Genomic DNA, 20,931 nt, shown 5'->3' on the forward strand with positions numbered 1-20,931 from the left:
CGCATGGACCGCCCCGCAGCCTCGACCACTCTGGAGGCCTCCGCCGCAGGCGGAGGGGAGCCCGGCGATCTTGCCGAGGACCTGTCCGCGGCGCCGGGCTTCCTCGCCGAAGGCAGCCCGCGCGTCGTGCTCGAGACGGCCTTGACGCGCGTGCGCGCGGGGGAGCACGCCGTGCTCGCGCTGGTGCTGGAAACCGATGGCTCCACCTACGCCGGTGCCGGCGACATGGTGCTGTTCTGCAACGGCAGCCAGGTCGGCTGGCTGAGCGGCGGATGCCTGGAGCCCGAGCTCGCGCGACGCGCGGAGCAGGTGAGCGCGGCAGGGCGGGTCGACTGGATCGAGATCGACACCCGCAGTGACGACGACCTGTTGAGTGGGTCCGCGCTCGGCTGCCGCGGCCGGCTGCGGATTGCGCTCCTGCCATTGCGTGCCATGGCCGGCATCGACGACGTCATCGAGGCTTGGTTGCGCGAGGGTGTGTCACTCCAGCGCGACCTTCGCACGTCGGGGCAAGCCATTTTCCGCGCCGGCCATCACGAGCAGGCGTGGCAGCTGCATCCGATGGAGGGTACGCAGCCCTTTGGCGAGGGCGCATGGCATTTGCCGTTGCCCCGGCTTCCGCGGGCCCTGGTGTTGGGGGGCGGTCCCGAAACGCCCTTGCTGGTTCCGTTGCTGCGGGGCCTGGGGTGGCGGGTCAGCGTGGCCGAACGGCGAGCGCGCTGGGCCTCAGCCGGGCAGTGCGCAGATGCGCATCTTCAGACCAGCCCGGCCGAGGCCCTTCATGGCGACCCATGCGACGCGGTACTGGTGATGCATCACGATTTCGAACTGGACCGGGAGGCGCTGGTGGCCCTGGCTGATACCAAAGTTGCGTTCATTGGACTGCTGGGTCCGCGGCGAAGGCGCGAGGACCTGTTCAAGCTGCTGACACCGGATCAGCGCCACCGCCTTTCCCCGAGACTTCGATCACCTGTCGGCCTGGACATCGGCGGCCGAGGGCCAGAGGCGATTTCGCTCAGCATCGCCGCGCAGCTGCAGCAATGGCGAAGCGCGCACGGCAGGTGACTGACGCGCATGCGGTCGTCGTGCTGGCTGCGGGCGGGAGCACCCGGCTCGGCCAGCCCAAGCAGCTTCTGACCCGGCAGGGCGAAACCCTGGTACATCGCGTGGTGCGGTTGGCGCGCGAGCTCGCGCCAGCGCAGGTGCTGGTCGTGGTGGGCGCGAACGCACAGGCCGTGACATCCAGCATTGCCGGGCTGGAGGCCACTCCGGTAACCAACCCCCACTGGGAACGCGGCCTGGCGAGCAGCCTGCAGGTTGCCGGCGCACACCTGCTGCCCACGGTGACTGCGGTGATGGTCGTGGCATGCGACCAGCCCGCAATCGAGCGCTCCCATCTGCAGGCGCTGCTTTCGGGTGCCCGCGCTTCGGCGTCTGGGTGCGCGGGTACCCGCCACGGAAATGTGCTTGGCATTCCCGCCGTAGTGCCGCGTGCATGGTTCAACTCTGCGGGTGCAAGCGGTGACCGCGGCTTCGGAGCGCGCCTGCGGCAGCTTTCTGTCGATACGGTGCATGTCCTACAGGCACCGGAACTGGGCCTGGATATCGATACGCCAGAAGATCTTGCGCGTGCGCGCGATGCGGGCTGGATCGATGCCGAGGTCGAGTCGCACGATCACGGTGCCAACGCCCGTCGCGCAGATGACTAGCGGCAGAGCCGGAGCCCGAACCCTCGCTGCCCGCAGCCCTGTAGAGTCGAGCCACGCTCGACTACGGCACGCCACATCGCGCCCCATCAGGCACATCACTGGCAAGAATCTGCAGCACCCGATCCAACAGAACTGGTTCCGGCACGCCAGCCAGTACCTGTTCCAGGTAATCCAACCGCTCCAACTGCCATTCGAGGAACGCCCGCAACCGCATAACGGCAGGCGCCCGCTGCCTCGCGTCCAGTGAGACCTGCAACAGCAGATGTTGCGGGCGCCTCTCCAGCCACAGCACGGGTATGCCTCGGCAATGAACCTGGAACTCGGCATCTCGATGCCGCTCGACGAACTGGAAGCCCTGCCGTGGCCGAGCCTCCACGAACTGAACGGCTTGGCGGCGCAGTTGTGAGAATCGATCATCGTTGATGCTTTGGAACGCGACAGGCGAGGGCACCGGCGGCGCCTGCCACAGCGCCTGTGCCGCAACCACCACCACAAGACAGAGCGCGTTGGCCGCCCAGCGGCACCACGCCACTCAGCCCTCCGGGTGCAGTCGGGTACTGGCGTGTGCGGTAAGGCCGATTCCGGCCATGATCAGCCCCTCCATCACGCGCGGGCCAACGTACTGCTCCAGCTCGCCATTTTCGCGGGCGCGCTGCGCGGCCAGCAGAATCTCCAGGACCACGCGAAGCCCGGCCAGCGAGCAATCGGTATCCGCCAAGGCGATGCGTCGGCCGGGCATCTGGTGGCGCTCCGGCCAGGGCTGACCATCGGAGGCGGCGCCGGCGCCGATGCTGTGCAGCAGGGCGATGAGGGTGTTCGGGTCCAGCGCAGGGCCATTCGCAGGCGCGTCGTGGATCGGATGCGGGGCAGGGGAGTGGGGCTGGGTCATGGTGGGGCTCCTTGCGTGCATGCAGAAGCCGCCACCGATAAAGGTGGCGGACGATGCGTGGTTCGAAACCCGGCGTTCGCTGAACCGGCGGGCACAAGGCCCCCACGCACCGCCCGCCATAGCCGGCCGACGGATTGCCAGCCGGCACCACACAGGGTGATGCCGGCTGGCAAGCGTTTACTTCAGCGAACTACCGGGGTTTCGAATCCCGGCCACCTGTTTTCGGTGGCACGCAAAGGAATACGCCCGGCTGTGCGCGATGCCAATGCAGTAAGGCTGATGCCGTCACCACATTCAACATTTTCAGAATCGTTGTATACGACTCAATGGGGCCGGAGCCTTGCACTGCAAGGCTATCGGCGATGTCGGTGGTGCAAGCCTAGCGAGTGTCGGCATCCGCCCGGCGAGGCCGCGAGCGAGGCGAATGCGACAGGATTGCCAAGGGCCGCCAGGCGTCAGTAACCCTTCAACGCAACCTTGGCCCGCTCCAGCCATGTGGCATTGTGGCTCCGTGCGTGGCGCGACCAGTGCTGTGCATCGTCGATGATGCTGGCGAACAGGCTGCGGGCCTGCTCACGATCGTCGGGTTGCGGCTGCGCCATCAGCCATTCGGCGTAGAGGCAGCGAGCGGCCGCATCGTTTCCGCACTCCACCGCGCGCTCGAATGCGGCGCGGGCTCCGGGGACTTGCGCGGTTGCCAATGCCTGCGCGTACAGCAAGGTCTGTTCCGGTTTGCGGCTCACGTCCGGGTGGCGTGCGAAGAGGCCGTCCAGCGTCTCCACCGCAAGCGCAGCGTGCCCGGACTCGAGGCGGGCACGGGCAAGGCCGGTCAGGATGTAGGGATCGTCGCCAAGCGGCGAGCTGGCCGCCTGCTCGAGCAGGGTCCTGGCTTCCTCGGCCTGGCCGGCATCCAGCAGCGTCATGCCCAGGCGAACCCGGTTCTGCACGGTGGGCGTGCGGGCCAGTTCGGTGCGAGCGTTGCGCAGGTCTTGGCCCGGGTCCATGAGCTGCTTGGCGGAACGGACAACCTGCCGGGCGCCGCGCGAATGGCGGACTTCCGGGAAGTAGATCGCCAGGAAGTAGACGACGCTACCGAGCAGCGGGAACGAGAAGAGCAGGATGAGCCAGTAGAGGCTCTGGCCCGAGCGGATGGCGTGCACCGCGAAGTAGATGGCCGCCAGTACGTGGAGTCCGATTCCGATATAGGGCATGTGTGCCGCCTCGTCCTTGTGAGGGGTGGAACTATAGTGGGGGAGGGGTGGGGCGCCAATGGGCGGGGCGATTTGGCGTGACGCGTCACGTTAATAGGCGGGGTTCTGCAGGGCGGAGCGCTGCATGCCACTTTGTGGCGGGGCTGCATCGATGGAAGGGGGATACATGGAGCGTACGAAAAAGACACTGACGATGGCCGATGTTGCTGGGTGGGGTTCGGCGCTGGTTACGTTTGGCTTGGTGCAAGGGGCTTTCTATCTGAAGGCTTACTGGGGTCACTTCGGCCTGGATCCCTTTCACTTTGTTGCGGTGAGTGAGCTTGCACTGGCAGGGCTTGCGGGGATCGGCATGGTGTTGTTCTTCATACTGATTGCGCTGCTGTTTGGAGGGTGGGTCGAGGGGAAGGTGACAGCGACGACGTCCCAAGCCAATCTGCCGATGTGGCTGACCCTGGCTCTTTGTCTTGTTGGAATGGGTGCCTTGCTTTGGTGGTCCAATGCCTGGCCCGTTTTGATAGGTGTGGTGCTGACGGGCATATGTGCAATGGCAGTACGCCTGTCCCCAGTGTTGCCGGCCGCCGTGAAGGACTCGCCTTGGCTGGTCTATGCGCTCGTGATGATTGTCTATGTCCCGATCTCGTCAAACTGGCTTGGCCTCGAACGCGCCAAGGCGATTACTTCTGGCAGCAGCAAGTACACGGTCAATGTGACTATTGATGAGAGGGTGCAAGGTAGCCTGGGTTTGGTGGGGCGCTTGGGGGACAGCTATGTGTTCTGGGAGCCGGAGCAGAAGGCTGCAATTCTCGTGCCTGTGGCTAACGTGAGCAGGCTGGAGATCCAGGGAAGGCCCGTTTTGCCTACCAAGTCAGTCCAGTCGCGATAAGGGATGTTTATCAAGGGGAGGGGGGATGTCCGCTTGTGACCGGAAGCAGTCGACCTGCCGGGGCGGGGACGTTGCGCTCGTGATTGTGTTTGGTTGCGACTCAAAGCAGACACCCATCTGCCTTTGGGCTGGGACGTGCCGAAGTCTGCAGCATTACTTCCATGTCCGGACATGCGCGGGCTTGTTAGCCGGACCCAGCCGCCCTAAGATCGAGCTGTATCAAGAGGGTGGCAGCTCCGTGGATACATTGTATAACCGGATCCACGGATCCGGCCATTAGGAGTTAGGGCGCATAGGAATGATCATTACCTACGAAGCAGGTGTCAGGCAGATAATTGCCGCCGCTGTCACGCGCGCCAGATCGATTGTCAGAGAGTATGCGATACCCATCTATGGAACCGACCAAGGTAGGCCGGATCATATCGGCACTTCATTTCTGATCGAGCACGGCAAAGGAGTGTACTTTCTGACGGCGGCACATGTCCTAGATCACCTAACTGAAACACCGTTGTTCGCTGGAGCTGGTGGAAATTTTATTCCAGTTCTCGGCAGTTTTTTCAACTCTCTAGCGCCAAATGGGAACAGGGCAGAGGATAGATTTGACTTCGCTTGGTGCCGAATCGACGAGTCAAATTCGCGCCTGCTCGAATTTTGCAAGGTCATTCCGGCGAAGTCGATCTCCAAGAACAGAATTGATCACGACAAAAGGGTTTACCTTGCGGTCGGATACCCGAACTCTAAGAACAAGGTTCCGTGGCAGGGCCACAAGATAGTTCCTCAACGCGCAACCTACTATTCAACTTTCAAAGAGCACAAGACGCTGTTTGATAAGCTCGGCATAAGCCATGAAACCCACCTCTCAATCGCATACGACAGAAAAGCCCTTGATGAGGACTACAACATAGTGAACGCCATAAATCCAAAGGGCATTAGCGGCGGACCATTCTTCGATTTGGGCCGCATCGTCTCAAAAGATGATCTTGGCAGGCAGACACCTTTGGACCCACTTCTTTCGGGCTTGGTAATTGAATATCACAAGGCCCATAAGGCCATGCTGGCCGTAAAGATCGACACGATTTTGGCGCGTATCGACTCAACAAATACTCCCTAACGATTCGCTTCGGCCGAGGTCGCTTCCAAGTCTCCTTAATTCCAAACTGGAGAACGTCCGCTCCTGGCCGGAAGCTGACGTGAGTCTCCCTAGCAGCTCGGTTCTCTGATGAGGAACATGTCGATGATCAGCAACCGGTGCAACATTTGCGGTCGAAAGCTTGACGTCTCTGCCGATCTGCTCTCTGCCGACTGCGGCGGAGATTGCTGGGGCTGCGTGGGGGCCATGGAGCTTGGTTGGCCAGAATCGGCCAAGCGGGTCGCGAAGGAAATCCGAGCCGGGCTCCGAGAGCCTGACGGGGCGGCTAAACCGCCACCCGAGAACTAGCAGGCCAATGTCCGTTTCTGGCCGGAAGCGGACATCAGCACTGCTTAGGCGTTAGCCCGGTGCTATTCTCCGCTTTCGACCCAAAGCAGACATTCTCCTCCGATGCCGCGAGCTGTCATAACTGTCCTGCTAGGTGAGGGTGACGACGCCGGATCCGAGGCTAAGTTCAATGCCGAGTGGGAGCTTGTCGAGCAATGGTTGGACCGCTGGCGAGACAACATGGCTACCTGCCCCGAAAACTTTGAGGGGTGCGGTTGTTGCTTCGTGTATTGGGAAGTGGATGCACCGCAGTGTGCGCTGGAAGAGCTTCCTTCTCATCTCTTGACCGGCACGTGGTAGCCGACAACCAACGTCCGCTTCTGGCCGAAGCGGACCCGCGGTCCAGATGATTCCGATATAGGTGCAGCCATCCGCCTGCGAGAGAGTACGGACACGATGAATCCAATAAATGACGTAAGCCAGTGTGACGCCAGAATTCGACTCTACACACCTACGTGGAGCACGAAGAACCATTTTAGGTGATGACTTCGGCTCAGGGGGGGGATGAGGATCTTGGAGATGCATTTCTGCACGCTCCATTGATTATGTTAGTTTGATTGGCTGAACAACAGGCTTGTCCGGGGTCGAATCGGCCGTCACCCTGGCTTGCTGCGTCTTGGAATATTCCAGTCGGTAGATGTAGCCGTCCTCGCCAACCTTCCGCAGATCCCGCATGTCCGCAGCGGCGATTTCGCTGCGCCGGCGCCCGCCGCTGGCAAAGCCGAAGCAGAGTAGGGCGCGGTCGCGTAGACCCTCCAGGCTGTCATCGCAAGTGGCCAGCATCGCCTCGAGCTCGGCACGGGTAATGGCGGTCTTCTTGGTCGACCGCTCACCGCGTTTGACCGCGGCACGTCGGGCGCGGCTGAGCAGGGTGCGGACACTAGGCAACTCGCAAGGATTGGCCAGGCGCTTGAGCTTGTGGGCGGTGGACAGCACGGCCACGCGCTGGACAACGGTCGACAGCTTCAGAAGCTCACCGCTGTAGGCATGAAGAACCGCTACCGGGTGACCTTCTTCCACACCACCTCGCCGGGCAAGTATGAGCGGGTAGGGGGCAAGACTGAGAAGTACGATCCCGCGATTGATTCGCGCTGGGGCGCGGCTGACGCGGGCGCAGGCGCTTCGGTGGCATCAGCCGCGCGTCGTAGGCCCTCGAAACGCTCGCTCTGTTCGGATTGTATCCGGACCGCGCCGTGGTATGGTTCGGGCGTCAGGTGGCTGCTCTGCAGTGGGCTGGTTTGCCGGTCTGTACGCGCGATGGCCGATACGCGCGCCCCTCGGGTTCCTTACGCATTCTTGGTCCTCCGGCACCTGACGCTTCTCCAACGCCTACGAGCAGGACAGGCCTCAATGGATCTTGAATCTCACTGTGTTGAGGGCTTCGCGGAACCGGTTGCCAAGCCTCAGTCGGAGACCTGGGCAAAGGCTGATGTGGCTCTCATCATGCTGGACACTGCCTGCAAGATGTTCATTTCAGGAATGCACACTCTTCCAATTCTGAATCTCGCGGCGATAGCAGAAGAAACGTTTGGAAGCATTCTTGAGCATCAGGGCCGGAGGGACGATCGTGCAATTTCAGAGCTCGCAAGGAAAGTGCTCCCACAGGCACCGGGTGTGTCCCGAGAGGAGCTGTTCGACTTCATCTACCGGCAAAAGAACGCGATAAAGCACTACAACCGTCAAGGCGAGACCCACGTTGTACTGGACAGCAGAGCGCTGTTCTATACGCTCTCGATGGCGCTGCGTAATTGCCGCCAAGCTGGGTTCAAGTTAAGCCCTGCAATGAATAAGGTTGTGACATTCATTCGGGCGAGATTCCCGCCGGGCGAGGGCGCGGAATAGGTCTTGGGGTGTAGGGGCAGCGCCCCTACGAAAGCGCCTCACACGCGCTGGCGTGGCCTCGGCCACGGCTCATGTAGACAACATTGGACGCCCCGGCGTCGGAACCGGGGGCGCCCACGCCAAACCGCCGTTCTCGGCGAATTCTGAGGGCTTCGGCTAGGTAGATGACGCTAGATCTCGCCGTGGCGGAAGCTCTCCGGGCGGCCGCAGTCCCGGGGGCAGCCTCGGCCATCATCAGTCGCCATTCCCGAGCATTGTTGCAGGTCAGGGACCACCAAGCCATGTCGCATGGCTCCAGCTGATGATCTTCGGGCGTGAACATGTGCCCACCTTGGAATCCGAAACCGGCCCAAGGCCCGGTTAGATCTATGCGGTCGTGGGAATCCATCTTGATCATGCTGCGAGCTCGTCCTTGTCGGGGGAACGAACAGGCAGGCAAGAGCCGAGCCAGAGCCGCAGCCATTGCCGAGCAGAACCGACGAAAGCGGCCCAGCGGCGGACCCTGCGCCGGCTACTTAGCATTTCGCATAATGTATATTATGTTCACCACGCCATTGCCCGATCCAGGCTTCACCAGTCACGCCCCTGATCCACTCCAGGCGCCGGCCTGATTGTCAGTGATTCGATCACTGCCAACCGCCCTTTGGGCTTCCCTCAACCTCTGCAGGAATGGCAAAGGATCTTGCGGATCTGACAGTGGCGGGTAAAGACGGCTTTGCGGGCGTAGTTTTGCCGCTAATCTTGCCGTGGCTGCACGCCAGCCTGGCAAGAGCGCTTTCGCCGATTCGGCACCAACGACCGAGGCCTCAGGAGCGCGTTCTGGCCCCCAGCCGTAGTCACTCACTGGTCGTGACGCGTCACGCTATTCGGCCCGTTCCATGCCGGCGAGCTCCATGCCATCTAGGCGCGGGCCCGCGTCGATGCGCTGAGGATGAGCGCCACATACGCAATCAACGTGCCGGCCGCCAAACCCCAAACCTCCATCTCCCAGTTCCTCCGGTACGGGGATGGGCCTGTCACCGCCCAAACCAACAACAAGGCGGCCGTCACCAGCACCGTCCTGTTGGCGATGGAAATGAGCTTGTCTGCAGATTCATGGCCCAGATTGGGATCCCATCCGAAGAGCCAACGCAGGCGCTTCCAGTAGTCGTGCCCCACAGCCAACAGAAAGAGGAACGCGCCCGCCAGCAGACTCAGCAAAAACTGTACCAATGGATTCAAGGGACATCCTCAGGAATTGAGCAGCCAGCCTCGGCTGGATATCGCCGACCACGTGCGACCAACGCATCGCATCACAGGAACCTGTGCATCACAAAGACATCCACCAAGCCCAGCGTCCCATGCCGGAACGCCTTCGGCAGCGTTCCCACCACATCGAACCCCAGCTTCCGATACAGCGCCACGGCCGGCCCATTGGTGCTGACCACGTAATTGAACTGCATGGCCAGGAACCCTTCCGCCCTCGCCCGTTCCAGACTGTGTTCCACCAAGGCCCGGCCCACGCCCTGCCCCTGTGCCAACACATCCACCACATACGTGGCGCTGGCCACATGCGCCCCCAGATCAGGGAAGTTCGGGCCCATCTTGTACATGCCCACCACTCGGCCCTGCAGAACGGCCACATAAGGTGTCTGCGACAGGAACCAGTGCGCGCGAAACGTTTCGACTTCAAAAGAGCCGGCAAAGGGCAGCGCATCCTGCGCCGCAATGGCCGTCTTGAACATGCCCCACATCGCGTCGAAATCGCCTGCACGGGCGGGCCGGATCTCCATGCGTCTCCTGCAGATCTGTGGTCGTGACCAGGCCGGACACTACCAGAATCCAGCACCCGCCCCGTAGCTGCTTCACGCGCCACCGCCATCGGCTCCGCAATAGTTGTGGAAATTCCGGCCCTCAGAGCAGTAGATGTCTCCTGTTTCCGTGCACATCCCGCACCGGCTTCGACGGTGGCGCGTCCCCGCCTACGTCCTGCTGGGCATCTACCTGCTGTATCTGCTGGCCGGCAACATCTTCCTCAATACGCCACTGTTCGATCAGGTCACCAACCGCAAGCCGCACAAGTTCGTGATGACCACCGGCCCGGCCATCACGCTGCTGCCCGGCCATGTCATCGCCTGGAACGTGCACATGCGCGGCCACGTGAACCACACGGTCTACGTGCTGCATGCCGAGCGCGCCAGCGCCCGGTTGGCGGTGCTGCCCCTGTTCCAGCGCGAGGTGCGGGTTCCGCGCTTGCAGGCGACGGGGGTTTCCGCCGAGATCAGCCGCGTCGAAGAAGCCATCCCGCCACCGCCGCGCAGCGACCGCGGCTGGACGCTCCGTTTCGACGCCATCCACAGCGACAGCATCCGCAGCGCACGCTTTGGCAAGTTGCTGATCATTGGCAAGGGCCGGGGTACGGTGGGCTTCCTCAAGCAGCTGCGCGGCGGGCCGTCGGAGCTCTTCGAATCCGAGGTGGCGTTCAGCGATGCGGACACCAGTTTTGACGGCGTGCAGCTGTTGGGCGACATGGATCTCACAGCGCGCTTCAGCTATCCGCGCCACTATCGGGACCAGGCGCCCGGTCTGGCCAAGTTGAAGTTGCTGCATGCCCAGCTTGAGGTCGACGCCCGCAGCCAGGGCCTGCGCATGGACACGGATGCCACAACGCCGAAGATCTCCAGCGCGCCCGTGCCCGGACGCCTGCAGCTGGCGCTGCACCTGATCGACGGCCAGCTGCAGCCCGGGGACCGCGCGATCTGGCAGGTGCCGCTCTACCTGGGTGATGGTGCCCCCAATCGCGGCGTGCTGGCGCTGCAGCTCAATGTGTCCAACGACCTGCGCCTGCAGGCCCGCCTGCCGCCCAAACCCGGCTCAGGCAGTGAAGTGGATGCGGATCTGCACGTCCGTGGCCGGGACATCCCCTTCCAGCAGCCCGCCCAGCTGCTGGAACGCAGCTCTGGTACCGTGCGCGGCGAATGGACGTTCACTTCGCTCAACTGGATCCCTGCCCTGTTCGTTCGCAAGCCGTGGCTGCAGCTGGACGGCGGCGGCACGCTGAAGGCGGACCTGCGCGTGCGCAACGGCGAACTGATCGAAGGCAGCACCGTGGACATTCCGGCCGCCGAAGCCGTGGCCGAAGTCGCCGGCGTACGCCTGGCCGGCACGGCCAGCGCCCATGGCGAACTGAAGGCCGGCAGCCCCAGCCAGGCACAGCTGGCTGTCCGGCTGCCACGATTCACTGCACGGCCAACCGATGCCAAGGATGTGCGCCTGTTCGACGGCCGTGATCTGGCCCTGGACCTGAGCGGCGACGGTCGCCTGCAAGAGCTGCGCAAGGGTGTCCGCGCGCACCTCCGATTCAGCCAGGCAACCATTCCCGACCTGGCCGCCTACAACCGTTACCTGGGCTCGCCGCAGGTGCGGCTGCTCCGTGGCACCGGCAGCCTGAGCGGCGATGCCACGCTCGACACCGATGGACGCGTCGGCCATGGCACTGCCCGGCTGCTGGGGCGCAATGCCAGTGCCAAGGTGGCAGGGCTGGACATGGGCGGCGACATCGACGTGAAGGCAACACTGCGCCGCGGTGACTTCAATCAGCGTCATTTCGATCTGTCCGGCACCACCGTCGAACTTCGCAATGTGCAGGTGGCGGGCGCAGAGCGGGCAAGCGCATGGAAAGGTCGCGTGGCCTTCAAGCGTGGCCGCATCGACGCGCAGTCGCCCTTCCAGGTCGATGCCACCACGGACCTGGATCTCAGCGATGCCCGGCCGTTGCTTGCACTGTTCGCAGAGCGTACCGACTACCCGCGCTGGACCCTGTCGCTGCTGGATTCCGGCCAGGTGCAGGCCCGGGCGACGCTGCGCTGGCGCCCGGGCCATCTGATCATTGATGGACTCCAGGCCGAGAACGATCGGCTTTCGGTACGCGCGCGGCTGGATCTGCTCGACCAGCGCAAGCGCGGTGATCTCTACCTGCGCTGGGGGCTGCTGGGTGCGGGCATCGAGCTGGACGGTGACCAGCGCCAATGGCACCTGGCCAGGGCACGCGAGTGGTTTGACCAGCAACCTTCCCTGCTGCCAGCGAGCCAGGGAGCGGGTGCCGTCGGTTCTTCAGATTGAAGGCCAGCAACCTGCATCCATTCGCTGCCTCTGTGCGTAGACAGGCAGCACAAGCATCAGGGAGCTGCACGCTATGAAGCGGAGTTCACAGGTTTCCGGATTTCTGGGATGGGTGGCAATCACTTTCGTCGCGGCCACGCTGGGGGCATGGGCGTCCACGTCCGCGGCAAGCTTCTACGCTACCCTCACGCTTCCGGCATGGGCGCCACCGGCCAGCGTCTTTGGTCCGGTGTGGACGCTGCTCTACGCCATGATGGCGGTTGCCGCGTGGCTGGTCTGGCGCGAACGTGGCTGGCGCGGGGCACGACCCGCGCTGCTGCTCTATCTGGTGCAGTTGGCCGTCAACGCACTGTGGAGCTGGCTGTTCTTCGGCTGGAAGCTGGGCGCGCTTGCCTTCGCCGACATTCTTGTATTGATCGTGTTGGTGTGCGCGACGATCGTCGCGTTTGCGCGTATCCGCCCGGCCGCGGCGGTGCTGCTGCTTCCCTACGTCGCCTGGATCCTGTTCGCCTCGGCGCTCAACTTCGCCGTCTGGCGGGCCAATCCAGGGCTGCTGTGACACGCGGATCCAGCGTTCATGCCTGGGCCACGGCCTGTGGGCGCCAGGTCCGCAACAGGGCCGGCTTGAACGCCTGCTGCCCGCAACCGGTGGGGCACCGCACCACCCGCGCTGCAGTATGGCTGACCAGGCCCTGCCCTTCTTCTGCCTTGAAGATCGTCTCGCAGGAAAGGCAACGCGCTACCAGCGAGTACAGGTGCAGCAGCCGGCCACTGGCTGGATCCTGCAGTGCATCCACATCCAGCAATTCAAATTGGCAGCTGTCAGGGAGCATACGGTACTGGGGCGCGGGTGCGGTCTGCAGGTTCACGGGCGTGGCATCTGTTGGAATTGCAGTCACCGTAGGGCAGCCGCTGTCTAGCTGGCGTGCAGCGCAGATGTGCTGGCCGCGAAACCTGCACCGGTCTCTGCATCGAAATCTGCTAGGGTGCGCGCCGATGCCTACATCCACATTGCCAGCACAACCCGATCACACCATTGCCCTCAGCGCCGCCCTGAAAGCGCACACCCGAGCGGCCCACGATCGCCTCGACCAGCACCTGTTGCAGCAACACATCTTCGCGTCGCGCCAGCGTTACCTCTGCTTCCTGCGCGTGCAATGGCACTTCCATAGCGCTGTTGCGCCGCTGTACCGGATGCAGGATCCGGGCGCGACCCGCTTGCCGCTGATCGAGGAGGATCTTCGCGACCTCGGCGCTTCCATGCCGGCACCCCATGCCTGGCAACCGCAGCCGCATGTGTTCTCGAAAGCGACCGTTCTGGGCTGGCGCTACGTGGCGGAGGGCTCGACGCTGGGGGCGGCCGTGCTGTTGAAGATGGCCGCTGCGTTGCAGCTTCATGCCGGGTACGGAGCGCGCCACCTGCGCCCTTCCAACCTCGGTGTGGCCGAATACTGGAGACGCGAGCGGGAGGAACTGGATGCCCTCGTTTTAAGTGGCCAGGAGCGCGCGCAGGCATGCAGGGGCGCGACAGACGCCTTCCAGTTCATCCGTCGCTGCGTAGATGAAGAATTCAGGTTTGAATGAAAGGCCCTTCACGTTCACGTGGTGGTATGCGGCGGCACGCTTTTGCTTCACCATCCATGCACACCGGATGCAGTGCTGGGCCGTTCCAGCCATCCACGAACCATGAGTCCCGCCCTTGACGCCTCCTGCCGAATCCGCGCACGACACTGCCCTGTCCCGTTGCGCGCGCGAACCGATCCACACACCCGGCGCGATCCAGCCCTACGGTGTGCTTCTGGTCGTTGAACCGCAGTCCCTGCAGGTACGCGAGCGCGCCATCAGCCACCCCGGGCTGCTGAAACAGTTCGGCGAACCGTTGATGCAGCACGTCAGTGAAGTGCTGGGCGGCGTGCTGGCACCGTTCCAGGGCGTGTTGCAACAGGCGACGGTGGGCAGCAGCGCGCATGTCGGTGCCGTGCACCTGGATGGGCACGGCCGCCATCAGCTGCTGGTGCACCGCTCCGCCACGGATCTTCTGGTCGAGCTGGAGGCGCCGGTTCCCGGCCAGCCCGGCTCGCTGGAAGAACTGTATCCAGCCATCCGCGAGCTGATGACCGGCATTGAATCGGCAGCGACGGTGGAAGACCTGTGCAGGCTTGCGGCCGCGCACATGCGGCGGCTCACCGGCTTTGACCGCACCCTCGTCTATCAATTCGATCCCGGCTGGAATGGCATCGTGGTGGCCGAAGATGGCAATGGCCTGTTGCCGTCCTACCTGGACTTGCGCTTCCCCGAGTCGGACATTCCCGCACAGGCCCGCGAACTGTACCGCCGGAACCGGGTGCGCCTGATCGCGGACAACAACTATACCCCTACCCCGCTGATGCGGGCCGAAGACCACCGCGAGGCGCCACCGACCGACCTGAGCCTGGCCGTGCTGCGCAGCGTGTCCCCCGTGCATCTTCAATACATGCGCAACATGGGGACCGGGGCGTCGATGTCGGTGTCACTGGTACATGAGGGGCGGTTATGGGGCCTGGTGTCCTGCCACACCGTGCAGCCACGCCGCCTGCCCTACCACGTGCGTACCGCCTGCGAGTTCATGGGCCAGATCCTGTCGCTGCAGATTGCACTGAAGGAGCGCGCGTTCGCGATTGAAGAACGCGTCGCGCGTCGCTCGATACTGGTCAAGCTGCTGGGCCGCATGGCCGGCGACGAAGAATTCATGGCGGCCCTGCGCCAGGACGAAGGCAGCCTGCTGTCGCTGACCGGCGCGGCCGGGGCTGCCATCGTGCACAAGGGCGACTGCATGCGCGTGGGTGAGTGCCCGCCCGCCAGCGACGTGCTGGCCCTGGCCGATTGGCTGGCTACCCGGCAGGCCGGCCAGGAAACCTACTGCACCGACCACCTTGCCGCCGACTGGTCGCCTGCCGCGCACCTGGCCGGTGTAGCCAGCGGCCTGCTGGCGGTGTCCATTTCGCAGCTGCATGACAGCTACCTGATGTGGTTCCGGCCGGAGGTGGTGCGAACCGTGCGCTGGGGGGGAGACCCCCGCAAGACCGCAGCGCCCGGCGTCGCACTCTCCCCGCGGAGCTCCTTCGACGCCTGGAAAGAGACCGTGCGGCAGCGCAGCCTGCCGTGGACCGACGCCGACTGCGATGCGGCGCACGAGATGCGCACGGCCATCGTCGATATCGTGCTGCGCAAGGCCGAGGAGATGGCGGAACTGAACGAGCAGCTCCTGCGCAGCAACAAGGAACTGGAAGCCTTTTCCTATTCGGTCAGCCACGACCTGCGCGCCCCCTTCCGCCACATCGTGGGCTATTCGGAGCTGCTTGGCAGCTCGGCGGGCGACCGCCTCAACGAGACCGAGCGCCGCTTCCTGGATACGATCGTCGATTCGGCAAAGTCCGCCGGCACACTGGTGGATGACCTGCTCAGCTTCTCGCAGATGGGACGCTCCACGCTGGGGCGGGTGCGGCTGGACATGGCTGCGCTGGCCGAGGACGTGCGCCGGAGTCTGGCACTGGATTACGCCGGCCGCGACGTGCAGTGGACGCTCGCGCCGCTGCCGGAGGTGGAAGCCGACCCGACGATGCTTCGCCTGGTCTGGCAGAACCTGCTGGGCAACGCGATCAAGTTCACCCGCGAGCGCGAGCACGCGATGATCGAGATCGGGCACGACCGCAGCGACGACGAAGATCACTTCTTCGTGCGCGACAACGGCTGCGGCTTCGACATGCGTTACGTCGACAAGCTGTTCGGCGTGTTCCAGCGCCTGCATCACGTCGAAGAGTTCGAAGGCACCGGCATCGGCCTGGCCAACGTGCGCCGCATCATCGGCCGCCATGGCGGCCGTACCTGGGCCGAGGGCGAGCCCGGCAAGGGCGCCACCATTCACTTCACCCTACCCCGCTCCACAGGAGAACACCCATGAGGGACCTGCGGCCGATTCTCCTGGTGGAGGACAGCCCCAAGGATGCAGAGCTGACGATGGCCGCGCTTGCGCGCTGCCAGCTGCTCAACGATGTCATCCATGTACGCGACGGCGCCGAAGCGCTGGACTACCTGCGCTGCGAAGGCAAGTTTGCCGGCGCCATGCACGGCGGCCCGGTGGTGGTGCTGCTGGACCTCAAGCTGCCCAAGGTCAATGGCCTTGAAGTACTGGAACAGGTGCGCGGCGATGCGAATCTGAGCAGCACGCCGGTGGTGATGCTGACCTCCTCGCGCGAAGAGCAGGATCTGGTTCGCAGTTACGAACTGGGCGTCAACGCATTCGTGGTCAAGCCGGTCGACTTCAAGGAGTTCTTCGACGCCATCCAGGGCCTGGGCATGTTCTGGGGCATCACCAACCAGCCACCACCCCATCGGCCCAACGGTTCAGGACAGCGCAATGCGTGATGGATCGCGCCGCAGCGAGCGCCTGCGCATCCTCATGCTGGAGGACAGCGCGCTTGATGCGGAGCTGATCAGCGCCCAGCTGCAGCGTGCCGGCCTCGATTTCGAGGCTGAGCGCCTGTGGACCCGAAACGCGTTCATCGAGGCCATCGAAAACCGCCCGTTCGACGTGATCCTCGCCGATCATGTCCTGCCAGGCTTCGATGGTGACGCAGCACTTGCCCTGGCGCGCGAGCGCGTGCCGCAGACGCCTTTCATCTTTGTTTCCGGCACCCTGACCGAGGAACTGGCGGTACAGGCACTCACGCGCGGCGCCCGCGACTACGTGGTGAAGCAACGCCTGCAACGCTTGCCCGACGCCATCCGCCGCGCTCGCCAGGAGGCGCAAGAGCGCACCCAGCTGGCCAATGCGCAGGCCGCGCTGAACGAAAGCCAGGCCCAGCTGCAGCAGGTCACCGATGCCGTCCCGGCGCTGATCGCCCAGTTGGACAAGGACCATCGCTACCGGTTTGCCAACAAGGCGTTCCTGGACTGGCATGGATTCAGCCTTGCAGAACTGCTGGGTCGGCCGGCTCGGGATGTCAGCGGCATTTCCGCCTTCGAGCACGCCCTGCCCAGCCTGGAACGCGTACTGCAGGGGGAGCGAACCCGCTTCCAGGTCGAACTGATCCATCGCAGTGGCGAATCACGATTCGTGCAGATGGACTGCGTGCCTGAGCATGCCGCCGATGGCAGCGTGGCCGGGTATATCTGCCTGGGCAGCGACGTTTCGCTGCTGAAGCAGGCCGAGCTGGCCCTGCGCGAAGACAACCAGCTGCTTGAGCAGCAGGTACAGGCACGCACGGCCGAGTTGCGCGCCAGCAAGCGGCGCCTGCAGGCGATCTTCGAATCCAGTTTCCAGCACCAGGTGCTGCTGGATCTGTCCGGACGCGTGGTCGATGCCAATGACGCGTCACTGGCCGCGGTGCTGGGAGACAAGAAGGACGTCGTTGGGCAACGCTTCGCCGAATCGGTCTGGTTCGGCACCACCGAGGGCATCAGCGCGCTGATCGATCGGGCCGTGGCCGCAGCCGTACAGGGCCGCAGTTCACTGCATGCGCTGGAACTGGAACTCCCGACCGGGCGGCGCAGCTTCGATTTCTCGTTCCGTCCACTACTCGATACGGAGGGCGTGGTCACCGCTGTGGTCTCCGAGGCCGTGGAAACCACCGCGCGCGTGCAGGCTGAGCATGCGCTGCGCCAGTCACAGAAAATCGAGGCGGTCGGCCAGCTCACCGGCGGCATCGCACATGATTTCAACAACATCCTGACCGTCATTTCCGGCAATGTCGAGCACGCCATGCTGCTCAGTGAAAGGGCTGGCGAGGCCGGTGCGCTGGTGGGCCGTGCGCTGGACAATGCGCTGAAGGGGGTGGGCCGTGCCGCCAGCCTGACCCAGCGCCTGCTGGCGTTTGCCCGCCGCCAGCCGCTGCGCAGCCAGGCCGCCAACCTCAACGAGCGCCTGCTGGACATGCACGACATGCTGCAGCGTGCGCTGGGTGAGCTGGTGCAGTTGGAGATCCGCAGCGCCGAGGACATCTGGTGTGTCGAGATCGACGTCAGCCAGCTGGAGGCCTCCGTACTGAACCTGGCGGTGAATGCCCGCGATGCGATGCCGCACGGCGGCCGGCTGGTGATCGAGGTCGACAACAGCCACCTCGACCACGACTACGCTGCGCTGTTCCCGGATGCGACGCCGGGCGAGTACGTGATGCTGCGGGTGCGTGACAACGGCCACGGCATGGATGCAGCGACGCTTGCCCGGGTCTTCGAACCCTTTTTCACTACCAAGCAGGTTGGCCGTGGCACCGGCCTGGGCCTGTCGATGGTGCACGGGTTCGTCAAGCAGTCAGGCGGCCACGTACTGATCGATTCGGTGGAAGGCGGCGGCACCAGTATCACCATGATGTTCCCGCGCTCACCGCTGGCCCTGCCCTCCGAAGCGCGCACCCCGCAGACCGGCCTGGCGGGCTACTCGCCGCGCGAGGAAACCATCCTGGTGACCGAGGACAATGACGATGTCCGCGCCCACACGGTGGATGCACTGCGGCTGCTGGGCTACCGGGTGTTGGAAGCCCACGACGGCCCCTCCGCACTGCGGCTGCTGGAACGCCCTGATACCAAAGTGGACCTGCTGTTCTCTGACGTGGTGATGCCCGGCATGTCGGGCTGGGAGCTGGTGCGTGAAGTCCGTGAACGCTGGCCGGAAGTCGCCGTCCTGTTCACGTCGGGCTATCCGCGCGATCACGACCAGGTGGGCAGTCAGGGACGGGCCGTTGCACTGCTGCCGAAGCCGTTTACCCGCAGTGACCTGGCGACTGCGGTGCGCACCGCGCTGGAGACGGTGCCACACTGAGATCAGGACGCCGGATCGCGCGCGCCGGCAGCGATCCGGTTGATGTCCGCGCATTCCACCGTGCCCGGCGGATGCTCCCGCCCGGCCAGTGCGATCATCGCCTGGCCCAGCGCCAGATTGCTGGTCATCAATGACGGCGCAACGGCGCCGGCCATCTTCATCAACGGCGCGCCACCCCAGTACAGGGGCTTGAGCAAGCCGTGACGCGTGCCGGTTCCCGGCACCGGCCGGACGCCCCCCGGGCGCAGCATCACCGAGCGCATCGGCAGGGCCTGCAATGCCACCTCGGTCTCGCCCTTGATCCTCAACGGCATCAATCTGCTCTGTGGATCCGCGCCGGCACCGGATACATACAGGAAACATCCCTCGGGATTCGCAGTTGCCCAGGTGCGGGCCACCGCCAGCGTGATGTCCCGGGTCACGCGTCGATACTCGGCCTCAGCCGTGCCGACCGGTGGCGCACCGGCACAGTAGAAGCATGCGTCGAACCCGGCCAGTTCATCCGAGCGCCCCTGGATATGCAGGAAGTCAGGAACAACCAGCTCCCTACCCGCTCCGCTGAGGCTGCCCGGGCGCCGCACCAGCGCGGCCAGATGGCCGACCTGCGGCGAGCGCTGGCAGGCCAACGCCACGCCCTGCCCGACCAGGCCCGAGGCACCGGTCAACAGAATCCTCAACGCACCTTTCCCGGCCATGGTCGCACCCACGCTAGAGTTTCACGAAACGCTGGATCTTCCGCGCCAGCCAACCACTGAACACCAACGGCGCGTCCAGCGCTGAAACGCAGATGCAGGGAACACCCGGAGCAGTTACCGGTTGATGCTCTACCTCCTCATCCAGGTCCGCCACGTCGCCCGGCGCGAACAGCCCCAGCGCGTCGTTGTACGAGCCCCGCAGGATCTGGGTCAGTTCGCTGCGGCCATGGCTGTGCATCGGCAGGCACTTGCCCGGGGCAATCTTCAGCATGATCAGCGAGGGCATCTGCTCCGCCCTGATGCAGTGCACGCCGGGCGCCATCCAGCGCCAGCGCAGGGCACTGAGCGAAGCGCCGAAGTGAGGATGCAGCGCGGCAGGCAGATGATCCGGATCGGCCTCGGGCCGCTCCCTCGGCACAGGGCGCCTGGTTCCGGCGATGGCGCTCGGCACTTCCGAGGCCAACTGCATCAGCATGGCCTCGCGCAACTGCTCGCGACGCGCATCGGCTGCGGGCGGTTGGGTCTGCTCCAGCAGCACCGAGCCGATCGCCTCGGCATCGCGCAGGCGCTGGCGGCAGTGGGGGCACTGCTCAAGGTGGGCACCGGCCACGATGCTCAACGGCGCCGGCAGCGCGCCGGCGGCATAGCTCATCAGCGTGGATTCGTGCAGGTGGTGGTGCGGATTCACAGCGCACCTCCCACTTTGGCCTGCAGTTGCAGGAACGCACGTCGCAGGTGTGACTTTACCGTTCCCAGCGGCATGCCCAGCGCCTGGGCAATCTCGCTGTGGCTCTTCGCCTCGAAATAGGACATCCGCACCAGCCTCGCCTGCACGGCAGGCAGCTCGTTGATGCGCTGGCGAAGGCGCGCCTGGTCGGCGAACTGCTCGGCGCTGCTGCGCTCGATCATCTCCACGGCAGCGGCGTCTTCCACCGCTGCCTGCACCTGCATCCAGCTGCGCTCGCGACGGATGCGGTCGATATGCAGGTTTCGCGCGATCCGGTACAGCCAGGTACTCAGCGCGCCTTGGGCCGCATCATACTCGGCCGCCCGCAACCACAGGCGCAGCAGGCACTCCTGCGCCATTTCCTCGGCCACGGCGTCGGGTGCCCCCAGGCCACGCAGATACACGCACAGCCGCGGCATGAAGTAGTCATAGATCCGCATGAAACAGTCGCGGTCGCGCAGCCGCGCCACACTGTCCATGTCATCGGCCCAGTTCGTCGGCTCGCTGCTGGGCTGCTGGGAACTGGACACGGTGCGTGCGGTATCGAAGTTGAGGAGGGTGCTGGCAGCGTCAGGGTACATCTGCGTGAGCGGCGGGCAGG

The 20,931-nt window shown here is 64.4% G+C and carries 20 protein-coding genes and 1 pseudogene; 11 read left to right on the top strand and 10 right to left on the bottom strand.

Annotation, left to right across the window (positions count from 1 at the left end):
* Positions 1–3 precede the first annotated feature (3 nt).
* Entirely contained in the window at positions 4–1,065 is a 1,062-nt protein-coding gene (locus HMPREF3114_RS04180) for an XdhC family protein (RefSeq protein WP_070489209.1), read from the top strand.
* Entirely contained in the window at positions 1,041–1,709 is a 669-nt protein-coding gene (locus HMPREF3114_RS04185) for a nucleotidyltransferase family protein (protein ID WP_070489211.1), read from the top strand. Before HMPREF3114_RS04180 ends, HMPREF3114_RS04185 begins: the two co-directional genes overlap by 25 nt.
* Before the next feature lie 61 nt (positions 1,710–1,770).
* On the opposite strand, the gene HMPREF3114_RS04190 is transcribed toward HMPREF3114_RS04185, so the two are convergent.
* The 3 genes from HMPREF3114_RS04190 to HMPREF3114_RS04200 form a co-directional block, all read right to left on the bottom strand.
* Entirely contained in the window at positions 1,771–2,241 is a 471-nt protein-coding gene (locus tag HMPREF3114_RS04190; RefSeq protein WP_053496618.1) for a hypothetical protein, read from the bottom strand.
* Positions 2,242–2,598 carry a hypothetical protein gene (locus HMPREF3114_RS04195; protein ID WP_053496619.1) on the bottom strand — a complete coding sequence of 119 codons (357 nt, stop codon included), beginning with the start codon at positions 2,596–2,598 and terminating at the stop codon, positions 2,242–2,244.
* A gap of 455 nt (positions 2,599–3,053) precedes the next feature.
* On the bottom strand, positions 3,054–3,809 hold the full coding sequence (locus HMPREF3114_RS04200; protein ID WP_053496620.1) for a tetratricopeptide repeat protein: 756 nt from the start codon (positions 3,807–3,809) through the stop codon (positions 3,054–3,056).
* A 166-nt stretch (positions 3,810–3,975) separates the two neighbouring features.
* On the opposite strand from HMPREF3114_RS04200, the gene HMPREF3114_RS04205 reads away from it, so the two are divergent.
* Both HMPREF3114_RS04205 and HMPREF3114_RS20885 read left to right on the top strand, forming a co-directional pair.
* Positions 3,976–4,692, top strand: a complete 717-nt coding sequence (locus HMPREF3114_RS04205; protein ID WP_053496621.1) for a hypothetical protein — start codon at positions 3,976–3,978, stop codon at positions 4,690–4,692.
* A 298-nt stretch (positions 4,693–4,990) separates the two neighbouring features.
* Positions 4,991–5,803 (top strand): hypothetical protein, encoded by an 813-nt coding sequence (locus HMPREF3114_RS20885; protein ID WP_141750776.1) that lies wholly within the window; start codon positions 4,991–4,993, stop codon positions 5,801–5,803.
* Positions 5,804–6,733: 930 nt separating this feature from the next.
* Here HMPREF3114_RS20885 and HMPREF3114_RS04210 read toward each other — a convergent pair.
* Positions 6,734–7,138, bottom strand: a pseudogene (locus HMPREF3114_RS04210) (integrase); the annotation flags it as partial.
* Positions 7,139–7,519: 381 nt separating this feature from the next.
* Here HMPREF3114_RS04210 and HMPREF3114_RS21165 point away from each other — a divergent pair.
* Complete coding sequence (locus HMPREF3114_RS21165) at positions 7,520–8,011, top strand: hypothetical protein (protein ID WP_053496622.1); 492 nt, start codon at positions 7,520–7,522, stop codon at positions 8,009–8,011.
* 900 nt (positions 8,012–8,911) lie between these two features.
* Here the strand turns inward: HMPREF3114_RS21165 and HMPREF3114_RS04225 are convergent.
* The gene (locus tag HMPREF3114_RS04225) at positions 8,912–9,232 is read right to left on the bottom strand and encodes a hypothetical protein (protein WP_053496645.1); all 321 of its coding nucleotides are present in this window, start codon (positions 9,230–9,232) and stop codon (positions 8,912–8,914) included.
* A gap of 71 nt (positions 9,233–9,303) precedes the next feature.
* A complete protein-coding gene (locus HMPREF3114_RS04230) occupies positions 9,304–9,783 on the bottom strand; it encodes a GNAT family N-acetyltransferase (protein WP_053496646.1) in 480 nt (159 codons plus the stop codon).
* Between the two features lie 133 nt (positions 9,784–9,916).
* Here HMPREF3114_RS04230 and HMPREF3114_RS04235 point away from each other — a divergent pair, with 133 nt between their 5' ends.
* Complete coding sequence (locus HMPREF3114_RS04235; RefSeq protein WP_053496647.1) at positions 9,917–12,112, top strand: AsmA family protein; 2,196 nt, start codon at positions 9,917–9,919, stop codon at positions 12,110–12,112.
* Between the two features lie 73 nt (positions 12,113–12,185).
* Complete coding sequence (locus HMPREF3114_RS04240; protein WP_053496648.1) at positions 12,186–12,671, top strand: TspO/MBR family protein; 486 nt, start codon at positions 12,186–12,188, stop codon at positions 12,669–12,671.
* Between the two features lie 16 nt (positions 12,672–12,687).
* On the opposite strand, the gene HMPREF3114_RS04245 is transcribed toward HMPREF3114_RS04240, so the two are convergent.
* A complete protein-coding gene (locus HMPREF3114_RS04245; protein ID WP_053496649.1) occupies positions 12,688–12,981 on the bottom strand; it encodes a hypothetical protein in 294 nt (97 codons plus the stop codon).
* Positions 12,982–13,108: 127 nt separating this feature from the next.
* Between HMPREF3114_RS04245 and HMPREF3114_RS04250 the strand changes: the two genes are divergently transcribed.
* The 4 genes from HMPREF3114_RS04250 (at position 13,109) to HMPREF3114_RS04265 (ending at position 18,908) form a co-directional block, all read left to right on the top strand.
* The gene (locus HMPREF3114_RS04250; protein ID WP_053496650.1) at positions 13,109–13,696 is read left to right on the top strand and encodes a biliverdin-producing heme oxygenase; all 588 of its coding nucleotides are present in this window, start codon (positions 13,109–13,111) and stop codon (positions 13,694–13,696) included.
* Positions 13,697–13,811: 115 nt separating this feature from the next.
* Positions 13,812–16,052: an ATP-binding protein gene (locus HMPREF3114_RS04255; RefSeq protein WP_053496651.1), complete on the top strand. Its 2,241-nt coding sequence runs from the start codon at positions 13,812–13,814 to the stop codon at positions 16,050–16,052.
* Entirely contained in the window at positions 16,049–16,516 is a 468-nt protein-coding gene (locus HMPREF3114_RS04260) for a response regulator (RefSeq protein ID WP_049414761.1), read from the top strand. Before HMPREF3114_RS04255 ends, HMPREF3114_RS04260 begins: the two co-directional genes overlap by 4 nt.
* Positions 16,509–18,908 (top strand): response regulator, encoded by a 2,400-nt coding sequence (locus tag HMPREF3114_RS04265; RefSeq protein WP_053496652.1) that lies wholly within the window; start codon positions 16,509–16,511, stop codon positions 18,906–18,908. Before HMPREF3114_RS04260 ends, HMPREF3114_RS04265 begins: the two co-directional genes overlap by 8 nt.
* A gap of 2 nt (positions 18,909–18,910) precedes the next feature.
* Here the strand turns inward: HMPREF3114_RS04265 and HMPREF3114_RS04270 are convergent, their stop codons facing one another.
* From HMPREF3114_RS04270 to HMPREF3114_RS04280, 3 genes are read right to left on the bottom strand one after another with little or no spacing between them, the layout of a single operon-like run.
* On the bottom strand, positions 18,911–19,603 hold the full coding sequence (locus HMPREF3114_RS04270) for a Rossmann-fold NAD(P)-binding domain-containing protein (RefSeq protein WP_053496699.1): 693 nt from the start codon (positions 19,601–19,603) through the stop codon (positions 18,911–18,913).
* Between the two features lie 13 nt (positions 19,604–19,616).
* On the bottom strand, positions 19,617–20,291 hold the full coding sequence (locus tag HMPREF3114_RS04275) for a ChrR family anti-sigma-E factor (protein ID WP_070489213.1): 675 nt from the start codon (positions 20,289–20,291) through the stop codon (positions 19,617–19,619).
* On the bottom strand, positions 20,288–20,911 hold the full coding sequence (locus HMPREF3114_RS04280; protein ID WP_053496654.1) for a sigma-70 family RNA polymerase sigma factor: 624 nt from the start codon (positions 20,909–20,911) through the stop codon (positions 20,288–20,290). The genes HMPREF3114_RS04275 and HMPREF3114_RS04280 overlap by 4 nt, the downstream gene beginning before the upstream one ends.
* Positions 20,912–20,931 lie beyond the last annotated feature (20 nt).

This window comes from Stenotrophomonas sp. HMSC10F07, assembly GCF_001807895.1.
GTDB lineage: Bacteria > Pseudomonadota > Gammaproteobacteria > Xanthomonadales > Xanthomonadaceae > Stenotrophomonas > Stenotrophomonas sepilia.